This is a genomic window from Nakamurella sp., from assembly GCF_048594475.1.
Taxonomy (GTDB): Bacteria; Actinomycetota; Actinomycetes; order Mycobacteriales; family Nakamurellaceae; genus Nakamurella.
The window spans coordinates 1-12,408 of the sequence record NZ_JBMDXT010000372.1; the positions used below are offsets into that span (position 1 = coordinate 1).

A 12,408-nucleotide genomic window follows, 5' to 3' on the forward strand; every position below is an offset into this window, starting at 1 on the left:
CCAGTCGTCCCCGCCGATCCGCAGGGTCTCCTCGCCGCGCAGCCGGGTGGAGGCCTCGACCACCGAATGCAGGTACGGCATCCAGCGGGCCAGATGCTCCCCGCCCTCCCCCTCGCCGTCCTCGGCGATCCCGTGGTCGGCGTAGGTGTCGCGCCGCTGCGACATCGACGTCTCCGGGTGCCGGTACTTCTGGCAGTCCAGATCGGTCATCGCGTGCATCGACAGATCCGCGCCGGTCAGCTCCATCACCCGGCCGGCCAGCCCGTAGTGGTCGATGTGCGCGTGGGTGATGACCAGCCGGGAGACGTCGGCCAGCTCGTACCCCGCGCTGCGCAGGCCGGCCTGCACGATCGACACCCCGCCGTCGGGCGAGTCCGGCTTCCAGACCCCGCAGTCGACGACCGTCACCTTGTCGCCGTCGTCGACGATGTACATGTTGACGCTCTCGATCGAGTTGAACCCGATCGGCAACGCCACCCGGGTCAGCCCGGGCATCCCGTCGACATCGGACGCCGCGCGGTGTCCATGATTCGCTCGCTGCCGCTCACTCATCCGTGCATGCGCTCCAGCACGGTGAACCAGACCCTGATCTCCACCTGGTACATCGTGCGCGGGCCCTCCAGCATGCCGGAGATGTCCTTCACCTCGAATCTCGTGATTCCCTCCAGGGTCTCGCGGGCGCGGTCCAGGGCCTCGGACACCGCGTCCTGGATCGTGTCGCCGCTGCCGGACAGGTCGATCGCCTTCTGCACACTCACCCGACGATCGTGGAACCACCGGCCCGGACCCGCCACCGGAAGCCGCCGCAACCGCGTGGGCGGCCGCGTCCCATCCAGCGGCAAGTCCGGCCCGGACCGTTCGCACCGGCCGGGCGCGCCCCTACAGTCGGGCGCAGTGGGTGCCAGCGCCCGCCGCCGACCGGTCGACCCGTCGACCCCGTCGGTCCGCGACAGGCTCGAACGAGCTCGAACGAACGGTCATCACCGTGGCCGTCCCGACACTCCCGGAGGGGGTGCCATGGCCGAACCCTGGCGACCCGCCGCGGCCGGACCCGATCGGGTCGGCCGCCCGGGCGGGCTGAGCATCCGGGTCCTCGGCCGCTCGGGGGGCCGCACCGTGGTCCATGTGGCCGGCCGGCTCGACGCCCGGACCGCCGCCACCCTGGCCCGCTAGCTGGCGGCGGCGACCCCGCCCCCCCGCCGCGGGCCGCCGCAGCTGGCGATCGACCTGTCCGGAGTGACGTTCATCGACGGCGCCGGCCTGCAGGTACTGCTCGACCTGCAGGACCGGCTGGCCGGGCTGTCCGGTGAGCTGGAACTGCTCTCGCCGACCCCGGCGGTGGTCGGGCTCCTGCACGAGGCGCACATCCACGGCACCGCCGGGCTGCCCGGGACCGACGACCCGGCGTCCGGGCTGGCCTGGGACGGTTCGCCCTTCGGCGGCCGGCCGGCGCCGCGCGGGCGCTGACCCGGTCCCGACCCGATCCCCGGGGGGCCGGTTCGGTCAGCCGGTCAGCCGGTCGGTGGGTGAGCCGGTCAAGGCGTCCAATCCCCGCGGCGCGAACCGGCCGGCCCGGTCCGGGGCCTTCCTCCCGCCCTCGGTCAGAGCGGCCCCGGCCAGCAGCAGGAACCGTTCGGCGCCCGCCCGGGCTGGGGCCGGCAGATCGGGCGCGTCCAGCCGATCCTCCAGCTCCGCGATCCGGGCCCGGGCCGCGTCCACGGTCCACGACGGGTCGCGGCCCGCGCGGGTGCGGGTCAGCAGCGGCCACCGCCCGACCGGCACGATCGCCACCGCGACGACGATCCACACCACCAACTCGGGGCGATCGAACCCGAACGGAGCAGCATCCCGGTCCGTCGCGGTGATGCTCAGGACGCGACGGCGGACCCCCGGTTGGCGACCGCGCCGACGATCTCGGGCTGGCCGACGAGCGTGCGGATGAACGGGGCCGGTGCGCAGACGTAGGCCGTCGCCATCCGGCCGAGGACGTGGACATCCGCGGCCCGCTGGCCGGTGGCGGCACTGGTGCGATCGAGGGCATCCTTGACCAGCGCTTCGATCTTGTCGGGCTGCGGGGGCCGGCCCGCCGCGCGCCGGACGCTGACCACGGCCTGCACCGGTTGCCCGGACGAGGTGGCCCGCTGCAACTGCCGGGTGAGTTCGGGGTCGATCTTGGCCGCCGGTGTCGCCATGCGCGTCCCACCTCCGCCGAATGATCCTCGGGTCCAGACTACCGAGGGTGGTCGGCGTTGCCCAGCGTTCCGCCGGGATCACAGGCGATCGAGGGCCCGCAGGCCGTTCACCGCCCCTCGGTTGGCCCGCTCGGCCGGCATCCGGCCGAGCTCGGCGGACTCCAGGATCGCCCGTTCGACGTCGGCGACACCCGCCTCGGGGCGGGCGTGCATCAGCAGCGCGGCCAGGCCGGCGACGTGCGGGGTGGCCATCGACGTGCCGGACAGCGCCTGCCAGCCGCCCGCGGGGGCGGCCGAGACCACGTCCACCCCCGGGGCGACGACGTCGGGGGTCAGCGGGTGGGCCCGCCGCTGGAACCGCTGGCTCGAGGAGAACCCGGCCACCGCGCCCGCGCGGTCGTGCGCGCCGACCGACAGCGCGGAGGCATAGTTCCCCGGCGACCGCGACGTGCCCGGCCCCTCGTTGCCGATCGCCACGACGGGCAGCACCCCGCTGTCGCGCAGGATGGCCACCAGGTCGAGGAAGGAGTTGACCAGGCCCCGGATGCCCAGGCTCATGGACAGCACCCGGGCGCCCACCCCGATGGCCCAGTCCATCCCACCCAGGATGCGGGCCGTGATGTCGCCGCCCTCGATGACCAGCGCCGAACACAGGTCGGCCCCGGGCGCGACGCCGACCCGGACTCCGTCGACCTCCCGCCCGGCGATGGTGGCCGCGGTGTGCGTGCCGTGCCCGTCCGGATCGCCGTCGCGGGCGGTGACCTCGGCGACCCGGCGCCCGGTGGGGTCGAACTCGGCGAACTCCACCACCGCGCCGTCCAGGCAGGGGTGCGTCGGGTCGACGCCGGTGTCCAGGTGCGCGACCCGCACCCCGGCCCCGGTCCAGCCCTGTGCCCAGAGATCAGGGGCCCGGAGGTGGCCGACGCCCCACACCGTGCCGCGGGGCTCGCTGGGCACGGCGGCGGTGACCGGCCGGATCAGGCTCAGCTGGGCGGCGGGCTTCACCGCGCGCACCACCGGGCTGGCCCGCAGTGCCGTCAGACCGGCCGGCTCCACGGTGCCGTAGACGACGCCCAGGTGCGGGAACACCCGCGCGGCCGGCACCTCGCCCGGCCCGTCCGCCGGGTCGGCGGCGAGCGCGGCGCCGCCGAGCGACGACCCGGCCTCGGGCGTGAAGTGCGCCAGCACGGACCCTTCGGCCGCGGCGATCGTGTCCGCCGCCGGCTCGGCCCGGACCTCCGGCGTCAGGAAGGCGATGACCGGGGCGAAGCCGAGCTGGGCCATCGTCCGGCTGATGCTGGCGGTCACTGGCCCTCCCCGGTCCCGGCCGGAGTGCCCGGTCACGGCACCCCGACTGCAGTGTGCCGGACCGGTCCGACAGCGCCCGGTCACGGCTCGGGTCGGGTCGCGCAGCGCCCCGGCGACGAGGGAGCCGGATCGCGGTCAGGACACCTCTCACCGACCCTCGCGCCACACCTGGACCACCGACGGGCGCGGCCCGCGCCATTGCCCGGGGCCGGCCGCGGCAGCAGCGTCGGCGCCGTCCGCGACGTAGTCGGGGAAGAAGGAGTGCTGATCGCCGAAGGTCCCGTCCTCGCCCGGGTGCTGGACCGCGACCAGCACCGTGCCCTCCGCATCCCGGATCACCGGGCCGCAGGTCTCGGCCTCCCGGGGCACGGCCAGGAACTGGCGCAGCTCGCCGCGGTGCGGTCCGGTCAGCGGCAGGTGGAACAGGCCGTCGGCGGTGCCCAACGTGGAGGGGCTGCCGTCGGTGGCGATCCACAGGTCGCCGCGGGAATCGAAGGCGATGTTGTCCGGGCACGAGATCGGCACGACCCGGTCGGTCGGGAATCCGGCGAAGTAGGTCTGGTCGGCGGCCGGATCGCCGCACACCAGGACCAGCGACCAGGTGAAGGTCCTCGCGCGCACGTCGGAGTCGTTCTCGGTGATCTCGACGATGTGCCCGTGCTTGTTGGCGGTGCGCGGGTTGGGTTCGGTGGCGCCTTCCTTGCCCGCCCTGCCCCGGTCGGTGTTGTTGGTGCAGACCACGTAGACCTTGCCGGTGAGCGGGCTCGGCTGGACGTCCTCGGGCCGGTCCATCCTGGTCGCGCCGAGCTGGTCGGCGGCCAGCCGGCAGTACACCAGGGCCTGCTCGGCGTTGAAGCCGGGGACCTGGCTGACCCCGTCCACGACGATCGGCAACCACTCACCGGTCCCGTCGAACGCGCCGTCGGCGGGCAGCCGGCCGGACCCGTCGATCTGATCGGCCGGCGAGTCGCCGGTGAACCGGGCGACGTACAGGCTGCCGGCGGACAGCAGGGTCTTGTTGAACGCCCGCGCCGCGCGGCCGTTGCCCGGCCGCATCCGCTCCCGGGAGACGAACTTGTACACGTAGTCGAACCGCTCGTCGTCGCCCATGTACGCGGCGACGTGCCCGGACCGGCCGACCAGGACGGTCGCGCCCTCGTGCTTGAACCGGCCGAGGGCGGTGTGCTTGACCGGCGGCTCGTCCGGGCTGAACGGGTCGAGCTCGACGATCCAGCCGAACCGGTTCGGTTCGGTCTCGTAGCCCGCGCCCCGCGCGTCGAACCGCGGGTCGACGGTTTCCCAGCCGGCGACGGTCGCCCTGTCCTGCAGCCCGTACCGCCTGTCCGGCGGGAACGCGCCGGAGGTGCGGAAGTAGCCCTGGAAGTTCTCCTCGCCCGAGAGCACCGTGCCCCAGGGCGTGGTGCCGCCGGAGCAGTTCGCGAACGTCCCCAGCACCGTCGTGCCGGTGGGGTCGTCGCCGGTGCGCAGGATGGGCGCCCCGGCGATCGGCCCGTCGAGCCGGATGGGCGTGTCCGCGGTGATCCGCCGGTTGTACCGGCTGCCCACGACCACCTGCCACGGCCGGCCCGCGCGCTCGCGCCGCACGTGCACGACGGCCATGCCCTGGGCCGCCTTGGTCACCAGAACCTGGGTGCGCCGCTGTTCGTCGGAGCCGGCCGGCGGGAACATGATCGGCGCATTGGTGTACTCGTGGTTGGCGACCAGCAGCGCCTCGCGGTCCCCTCGTCCGGGGATCGGGATCAGGTCGAGGTAGTCGTTGTTGTAGCCGAACTGGCGGGCCTGCCGGTCCGGCGTCTGGCGTAGCACGTCGAACACGTCGGCCGGGTCGAACAGCGGGTCGCCCCAGCGCACGACCGGCGCCCAGCGGTAGCCGTCCGGCACGGTCAGCGCATCCACGCCCGCGGGCACGGCGCCGATCCCGGCGAACCGCAGCCGGCCGGGCCCGTGCACCTCGCCGCCGTCCCGGAGACCGGGGGCGGCGGTGGGGGCGGCCGCGGCCGGGGCGCCGAGCAGTCCGCCGATGGCGATCAGGGCGCCGGCGCCGGCGCCGCGCAGCATCGCGCGGCGGCTGAACACCGCCGACGCGATGTCCCGGAAACCGGGGCCGGCGGTCGGGTTGGGCGCCGGCCGGGCGCACGCGTCCTGGCACTTGAGGTGGCAGGTCACCGGGCTGCGCGAGCCGCGGGTGTGGCCGGCCATCGGCAGGTCGATCCGGTCGGCGGAGGCCTCGGTCGGCGTGGCGGTGCGGCGGTCGTCGGGCACGGGGGCTCCTCGATCGAGTGATCAGTGCAGTCCGGCGACGGCGGTGCGGGCGGCGACCGCGCCGTGTCGCGATCACGCTAGGAAACGGTGTCGACCCCCGCCACGGATGACGATCGTCGATCAGGTGAACGCTGACCGACTCCCGGCCGAATTCCGGTCGCCCCGCGTACCCGCGCCTTCCGATCACGTCACCGGCCGTTTCACCCGGCTGGGATGAGCCGCCCGCCGTGCAGCCGGGACGATGCTGGATCCGGTTGGGAAATGATGCCGGAACCTGACCGCGATCGGATCCGGCCCGCCCTCGACGCGGGCCGGCAGGAGGAGACATGGGCAAGAAGTCCGGGAAGCGCAAGGACGCCCGCGCGTCCGCGACCGACCCCGGGGCGAAGATGAAAACCGGGCCCTACGAGAAGGAAATGAAGCGCCTGCACGGCGAGCTGGTCGCGATGCAGGAATGGGTGCGCTCGACCGGGGCCAAGATCATCATCGTCTTCGAGGGCCGGGACACGGCCGGCAAGGGCGGCACGATCAAGCGGATCACCGAACGCGTCAGCCCGCGGGTGTTCCGCATCGTCGCCCTGCCGGCCCCCAGCGACCGGGAGAAGTCGCAAATGTTCCTCCAGCGGTACGTACCGCATTTTCCGGCCGCCGGCGAGGTCGTCATCTTCGACCGAAGTTGGTACAACCGGGCAGGCGTCGAACGGGTGATGGGATTCACCCCGAAAGAACAGGTCGAGCGATTCCTGGAGCAGACACCGGCCTTCGAGAAGGCAATGGTGGAATCCGGGATCCTGCTCATCAAGTATTGGCTGGAGGTGTCGCCCGACGAACAGACCGCCCGATTGAAGGGCCGCATCAACGACCCCCGGAAGATCTGGAAGCTGTCGGACATGGACCTGAAGTCCTACAGCAAATGGTTCGACTATTCCCGGGCCCGGGACGACATGTTCCGCGAGACCGACACGTCCTGGGCGCCCTGGTACGTGGCGACCACGGACGACAAGAAGCGCGGCCGGTTGAACATCATCAGCCACCTGCTGAGCCTGGTGCCGTACGAGCCGTTGACCATGCCGGACATCCGGTTGCCGAAACGGGACAAGGACAAGGACTACGTGGAACCGCACCTGCCCCTGCGCTACGTCCCGGAGAAGTTCTGATGACCGCCACCGTCCCCGTCGGCACCCGGGCGGCCGCCGCCCCACGCTGGTACGCGCTGTCCCCCGACCAGACCGCCGCGCAGCTCGGCGTCGACCCGACGGCGGGATTGCCGGCGGCGACCGCGGCCCAGCGGCTCTCCCAGAACGGCCCGAACGCGCTGCCCGCCGAACAGCCGCCACCCGGCTGGCGCCGGTTCCTGGCCCAGTACGCCGCCTACATGCAGATCATCCTGGTCATCGCCGGCGTGCTCTCGCTGGCCATCGGCCAGTGGAGCACCGGCGCGGTGCTGCTGCTGCTGACCGTGTTCAACGCCGCCGTCGGCATGCGCCAGGAGGGTAAGGCCGAGAGCGCGATGAACGCGCTCAAGTCCATGACCAAGCGGGAGGCCCGGGTCCGGCGGGACGGGGTCGAGGCCACCGTGCCGGCCGAGGAGGTGGTGGTCGGCGACCTGGTGCTGCTGGCCGCCGGTGACGACGTGGCCGCCGACGGCCGGATCATCGCCGCGTCCTCCCTCGACATCGACGAGTCGGCCCTGACCGGGGAGAGCTCGCCGGCCTCCAAGCTGCCGGACACGCTCGAGGACAAGGACATGGGTCCCGGCGACCAGCGGAACATGGCGTTCATGAACACGCCGGTCACCCACGGCAGCGGTGTCATGCTGGTGACCGCGACCGGCGCAGACGCCCAGATCGGCCGGATCGCCGGGATGCTGGCGGCGACCAAGAAGCAGCAGACGCCGCTGACCAAGCAGCTCAACGTGCTGACGCTGTGGATCGGCGCGGCCGCGCTGTTCACGATGGTCGTGATGTTCGTGCTCGGCCTGCAGCGGGGCCAGTCCGCGACCAGCCTGTTCATCGCGGCCATCGCGCTGGCCATCGCGGCCATCCCGACCGCGCTGCCCACCGTGCTGCAGGTGATCCTGTCGGCCGGCGCCAAGACCCTGGCCGCGGAGAACGCGATCGTCAAGGAACTGGGCTCGGTGGAGACGCTCGGGTCGACCTCGGCGATCAACTCCGACAAGACCGGCACCCTGACGATGAACCAGATGACGGTCGTCGAGGTGCTGGACGCGGAGAACCGGTACACCGTGTCCGGCATCGGGTACGGGCTCGAGGGCAGCATCCACCACGCCGTCGGCAGCGAGACCTCCATCGAGCAGGCGATCCTGCCGCTGCTGCTGGCCAGCGACTCCACGCTGGTCGACGGCAAGGTGGTCGGCGACCCGACCGAGGGCGCGATGCTGGTACTGGGGGCCAAGGCCGGATTGGACATCGACGGGACCCGCGAGCGGTTCCCGCGGCTGGCCACGCTGCCGTTCGACCCCACCTACAAGCTGATGGCGACGTTCAACCAGGCCACCGACGCGGCCGGCCGGGACGTCGTCCGGTGCTTCGTCAAGGGCGCGGCGCCCGCGGTGATGGGCCGGACGGCGAGCGGGTGGGTGCAGGGGCGTGACGTGGCCCTGACCGACGAGCTGCGCCACCGGACGCAGGCCGCGATGGACCGCATGGCCGGTGAGGGCCTGCGGGTCATGGCCGGCGCCTTCCGCGACCTGGATCCGGCCACGTTCGACCCCGCCGGCGACCTGCTGGGCTACGTCACCGATCTCAAGGTGACCTGCGTGATCGGCATGGTCGACCCGCCGCGGGACGAGTCCCGCCAGGCCGTCGCCGACGCGCATGCCGCCCACATCCGGGTCCGGATGATCACCGGTGACGACGTGAACACCGGTGCCGCGATCGCCAAGAAGCTGGGCATCGAGGGCGAGGCGATCCTGGGCACCGACTTCGCGGCGATGTCCGAGCAGGAGCGGCTGGCCCGGGTCGACTCGATCGGCGTCGTCGGCCGGGTCGCCCCCGAGCACAAGGTGCTGCTGGTCGAGACCCTGCGCAAGAAGGGGGATGTCGTCGCGATGACCGGCGACGGCGTCAACGATGCGCCGGCCATCAAGGCGGCCGACATCGGCATCGCGATGGGCTCGGGGACCCAGGTCTCGAAGAACGCGAGCCGGATGATCCTGTCGGACGACAACTTCGCGACAATCATCAAGGCCGTCGAACGCGGGCGCATGGTGTTCGACAACCTGAACAAGTTCGTCCGGTTCGTGATCATCGAGCTGGTCGCCTACGTCATCACGTTCCTGGGCGCCAGCATTCTGAACATCGCGGCCGGCCAGCCGTTCACCCCGTCGCAGATCCTCTACATCAACTTCTTCGTCAATGCCCCGCTCGGTGTCGCGCTCGGCATGGACAAGGAGGCGTCCGGACTGATGCAGCGGTGGCCCCGGCCGCGCACGGCGTCGATCATGACGCCGGGGTTGCTGATCACCTCCGGGCTCGTCGGGCTGTACATGGCGGTGACGACGCTGTTGCTGATCCAGTACGGCACCACCGAGCGCGGCGGGGCGGCGGTCGGCTCGTCGATGGGCGTGACCGCGTTCTCGCTGATGATCGTCGTCGCCGCCTACCAGGCGCGCAGCGTGACGACCGGCGCGCTGCGGATGGAGACGTTCGACAATCCGAAGCTGAACTGGACCGTGCTGGTCGAGGTCGTGCTGGCCGTGCTGATCACCCAGCTGGAACTGATGCGGCGGATCTTCGACACCGTGGCGATCGGCATGCCCGAATGGGCGTTGTCGCTGGCGCCGGCGGTCCTGCTGTTCTTCGTCTGGGAGCTGGGCAAGCTCGTCGCCCGGCGGCGGTCGCCGCATCCGGCGGGCCGGCACCACGACGGCTGAGCCCGGGGGTCACCGGGCGCGCACGCGCCCGGTGTCGTAGGCCCACATCGCGATCTCGACCCGGTTGCGGGCACCGAGCTTGGTCAGCAACGACGCGACGTGGGACTTGACCGTGCTCAGCCCGACGAACAGGTCGGCGGCGATCTCGGCGTTGGTGCGGCCCCGGGCGACCAGCGCGAGCACCTGCTCCTCGCGCTCGGTGAGCGGGTCGATCGGTCGGATCGGGGTCACCGGCGCCTGCTCGGCGAACGTCGCCAGCAGCCGGCGGGTGACGTTGGGGGCGATGAGCGCGTCGCCGTCGGCGGCGGCGTGCACGGCCTGCACGAGCAGCTCCGGCCCGGCGTCCTTGAGCAGGAAGCCGCGGGCGCCGGCGCGCAACGCGCCCACGACGTACTCGTCGAGGTCGAAGGTCGTGATCACGACGACGGCCATCGGGTCCGGCCGGTGCGGCCCGGCCAGCCGCCTGGTCACCTCGACGCCGTCGAGCCCGGGCATCCGGATGTCCACGAGCAGGACGTCGGGCCGCAACCGGGTGGCCAGGTCGAGCGCCGCGAGCCCGTCCGCCGCCTCCCCCACGACATCGAGGTCGGGCTGGGCGCCGAGGATCATCACCAGCCCGGTCCGGACCAGGTCCTGATCGTCGGCGACCACCACCCGGATGGTCCGCAGGCCACCGCCCGGCGCCGGGCCCGTCATGCCGGCGTCTGCACCGGCAGCACGGCCTCGACCACCCAGCCGCCATCGGGGCCCGGCCCCGCGGCGAGGGACCCGCCGAGCAGCTGGGCGCGTTCGGCCATGCCGAGCAGTCCGAACCCGGGCTCCGGGGCCGGGCCCGGTCCCGTCCGGCCGTCGTCGCTGCCGGAGCCGGACGGCGTCCCCCTCCCGGCGGACGTCGATCACCACCCGGGTGGCGGCCCAGGCGTGCCGGACCGCGTTGGTCAGGGACTCCTGCGCGAGCCGGTAGAGCGCGGCGTCGACGGGGCGGGCGAGCCCGGTCGGCGAACCGTCCAGCCGGACCTCGACCGCGGGGGTCGGGCCGGAGCGGGCGAGGGCCGGCAGATCCGCCAGTCCGGGCTGCGGGGCGTACTCGACGGCATCGTCGGCATCGCGGAGCACGCGCACCATCGACCGCATCTCCGCGAGCGTGCGGGACGCCTCGGACTCGATCGCGGCCAGGACCTCGACGGCCGCCTCCGGCCGGCGGGCGGCGACCACGCGTCCGGCCTGCGCCTGCACCGCGATGGCCGAGACGTGATGCGCCACGACGTCGTGGAGCTCGCGGGCCAGCGCGACCCGCTCCTGATTGCGGATCTCCCGCTGCTGACGCTGCCAGAGGTCCGCCCGGTACCGGAACACCGCCGCGAACGCGGCGACCAGCAGCACGAGGATGCTGCCGCCGACGACATCGGCCCAGCCCGCCGCGGACACGACCATCCCCAGCGCGACGACCAGGGTGACGGCCGCCGTGCCCGCGACCATCTCCCGGCCCGAACCCCAGCGGACCAGGCTGGAGAGCGGGATCAGCACGGCCGCCATCGAGTAGAGGCCGACGTCACCGGTGTCCGCGACCCACTGGAGCAGCACGAGCAGGGCGGCGGCACCCCAGCCGGACAGCGCGGCCGCCAATGGGTGGGACCGCCGGAACAGCAGGGCGGGGGCCAGCAACAGGGCGAGCAGCGTCGCCAGGACCGGCCAGGCCAGGCCCGGGCGGGCGATCCCCTCGGTGACGGCGACGACGACGAACCCGCCCACCAGCACCCGGTCGGCGGGACCGACGGGTGGGGCGCCGGCCGGTCGCGGCTCCGACCAGACGGAGCGCCCTGGCCACATCACGGGTCCAGCCTAGGGACCGGCAAGCGTCGGCGTACCCACCGAAAGGACGATAGCCGAACCGTTCCTTCGGCCGGGCGAACTCCGGCCCGCGGGCCGATGTGCCGGACGCGACGGTCGGCGACCGTGGAGTCGTTCCGACCGCCCGACGACCCCGCACCCCGATGAAGGAGCCCCCATGGCCCGACGACTGCCCGCCCCCACCCTCGACGATCACCGGATCCCGGTGAAGGCCACGCTGGTGGCGGCGTGGACGAGCTTCATGTTCCTGTACGCCTACGTCGACATCCTCGGCTTCTACACGCCCGGCATCGTCCAGGACATCCTCGACGGCAAGGTCTACGCGTTCGATCTGTCGCAGACGTTCTCGGTCTCCGCGCTGACCCTGGTGGCCGTCCCGATCTTCATGATCGTGCTGTCGGCGACCCTGCCCGCGCGGGCCAACCGCATCACGAACCTCGTCGTCGCCGGGCTCTACGTCCCGGCGACCGTGTTCAACGTGGCCGGCGGCAGTTGGCTGCTGTTCTACGGGCTGGGAGTCGTCCTGGAGCTGATCGTGCTCGCGGTCATCGTGCGGACCGCATGGGCCTGGCCCCGCACCTCGGCGGCGACCGGTCCGGACCGGGAAGCGCTCCGGACCGGGCAGCCGGCCTGACCCCGGTGTCGCGTCGGTCACCAGTCCCGGGCCGGCACCCACCAGCCCGTCACCGGCGCCCGGGACAACGGCCCCCCCCACCCGGTGGGGGCCGTTGTCGTGATCTCGGCGAGCCCGAGCACAGAGGTCCGACCCCGGTGGGATCGGACCTCAGTCGGATCCGACCCCGGTGGCCGGAACGGTGTGATGGAGTCGGTGGGTGACCACCGAGACGCGTTGCTTCCACAGCGATGGCACCGGCCGGG

At 72.8% G+C, this 12,408-nt stretch carries 12 protein-coding genes and 1 pseudogene; 5 read left to right on the plus strand and 8 right to left on the minus strand.

What is annotated here, in order from left to right:
* On the minus strand, positions 1–495 hold a 495-nt coding region (locus ACOJUF_RS16585), incomplete at its 3' end, for an MBL fold metallo-hydrolase (protein WP_420122931.1).
* A gap of 53 nt (positions 496–548) precedes the next feature.
* Positions 549–758 carry a dodecin family protein gene (locus ACOJUF_RS16590; RefSeq protein WP_420122932.1) on the minus strand — a complete coding sequence of 70 codons (210 nt, stop codon included), beginning with the start codon at positions 756–758 and terminating at the stop codon, positions 549–551.
* A gap of 259 nt (positions 759–1,017) precedes the next feature.
* Between ACOJUF_RS16590 and ACOJUF_RS16595 the strand changes: the two genes are divergently transcribed.
* Both ACOJUF_RS16595 and ACOJUF_RS16600 read left to right on the plus strand, forming a co-directional pair.
* Positions 1,018–1,173 carry a hypothetical protein gene (locus tag ACOJUF_RS16595; RefSeq protein ID WP_420122933.1) on the plus strand — a complete coding sequence of 52 codons (156 nt, stop codon included), beginning with the start codon at positions 1,018–1,020 and terminating at the stop codon, positions 1,171–1,173.
* Between the two features lie 42 nt (positions 1,174–1,215).
* Entirely contained in the window at positions 1,216–1,467 is a 252-nt protein-coding gene (locus ACOJUF_RS16600; protein WP_420122940.1) for an STAS domain-containing protein, read from the plus strand.
* Positions 1,468–1,503: 36 nt separating this feature from the next.
* Here ACOJUF_RS16600 and ACOJUF_RS16605 read toward each other — a convergent pair whose 3' ends face one another.
* From ACOJUF_RS16605 to ACOJUF_RS16620, 4 genes are all read right to left on the minus strand, one after another.
* Positions 1,504–1,791, minus strand: a complete 288-nt coding sequence (locus ACOJUF_RS16605) for a hypothetical protein (protein ID WP_420122934.1) — start codon at positions 1,789–1,791, stop codon at positions 1,504–1,506.
* 77 nt (positions 1,792–1,868) lie between these two features.
* Positions 1,869–2,192 carry a hypothetical protein gene (locus tag ACOJUF_RS16610; protein WP_420122935.1) on the minus strand — a complete coding sequence of 108 codons (324 nt, stop codon included), beginning with the start codon at positions 2,190–2,192 and terminating at the stop codon, positions 1,869–1,871.
* Positions 2,193–2,270: 78 nt separating this feature from the next.
* Complete coding sequence (locus ACOJUF_RS16615; protein WP_420122936.1) at positions 2,271–3,500, minus strand: S8 family serine peptidase; 1,230 nt, start codon at positions 3,498–3,500, stop codon at positions 2,271–2,273.
* Positions 3,501–3,647: 147 nt separating this feature from the next.
* Positions 3,648–5,720 carry a PhoX family protein gene (locus tag ACOJUF_RS16620; RefSeq protein ID WP_420122941.1) on the minus strand — a complete coding sequence of 691 codons (2,073 nt, stop codon included), beginning with the start codon at positions 5,718–5,720 and terminating at the stop codon, positions 3,648–3,650.
* 389 nt (positions 5,721–6,109) lie between these two features.
* On the opposite strand from ACOJUF_RS16620, the gene ppk2 reads away from it, so the two are divergent.
* Positions 6,110–6,940, plus strand: coding sequence for a polyphosphate kinase 2 (gene ppk2, locus ACOJUF_RS16625; protein WP_420122937.1), 831 nt, complete (start codon positions 6,110–6,112; stop codon positions 6,938–6,940).
* On the plus strand, positions 6,940–9,678 hold the full coding sequence (locus tag ACOJUF_RS16630; protein ID WP_420122938.1) for a cation-translocating P-type ATPase: 2,739 nt from the start codon (positions 6,940–6,942) through the stop codon (positions 9,676–9,678). Before ppk2 ends, ACOJUF_RS16630 begins: the two co-directional genes overlap by 1 nt.
* A 9-nt stretch (positions 9,679–9,687) precedes the next feature.
* On the opposite strand, the gene ACOJUF_RS16635 is transcribed toward ACOJUF_RS16630, so the two are convergent.
* Both ACOJUF_RS16635 and ACOJUF_RS16640 read right to left on the minus strand, forming a co-directional pair.
* A complete protein-coding gene (locus tag ACOJUF_RS16635) occupies positions 9,688–10,374 on the minus strand; it encodes a response regulator (protein WP_420122942.1) in 687 nt (228 codons plus the stop codon).
* Between the two features lie 462 nt (positions 10,375–10,836).
* A pseudogene (locus ACOJUF_RS16640) lies at positions 10,837–11,508 on the minus strand (histidine kinase); the annotation flags it as partial.
* A gap of 178 nt (positions 11,509–11,686) precedes the next feature.
* On the opposite strand from ACOJUF_RS16640, the gene ACOJUF_RS16645 reads away from it, so the two are divergent.
* On the plus strand, positions 11,687–12,163 hold the full coding sequence (locus ACOJUF_RS16645; protein WP_420122939.1) for a DUF6326 family protein: 477 nt from the start codon (positions 11,687–11,689) through the stop codon (positions 12,161–12,163).
* Positions 12,164–12,408: the final 245 nt, after the last annotated feature.

Coding starts and splice junctions, on each gene's coding strand:
- ACOJUF_RS16645 (WP_420122939.1), top strand. CDS start 11,687: ATGGCCCGACGACTGCCCGCCCCCACCCTCGACGATCACCGGATCCCG.
- ACOJUF_RS16595 (WP_420122933.1), top strand. CDS start 1,018: ATGGCCGAACCCTGGCGACCCGCCGCGGCCGGACCCGATCGGGTCGGC.
- ppk2 (WP_420122937.1), top strand. CDS start 6,110: ATGGGCAAGAAGTCCGGGAAGCGCAAGGACGCCCGCGCGTCCGCGACC.
- ACOJUF_RS16630 (WP_420122938.1), top strand. CDS start 6,940: ATGACCGCCACCGTCCCCGTCGGCACCCGGGCGGCCGCCGCCCCACGC.
- ACOJUF_RS16620 (WP_420122941.1), bottom strand. CDS start 5,720: ATGGCCGGCCACACCCGCGGCTCGCGCAGCCCGGTGACCTGCCACCTC.
- ACOJUF_RS16610 (WP_420122935.1), bottom strand. CDS start 2,192: ATGGCGACACCGGCGGCCAAGATCGACCCCGAACTCACCCGGCAGTTG.
- ACOJUF_RS16635 (WP_420122942.1), bottom strand. CDS start 10,374: ATGACGGGCCCGGCGCCGGGCGGTGGCCTGCGGACCATCCGGGTGGTG.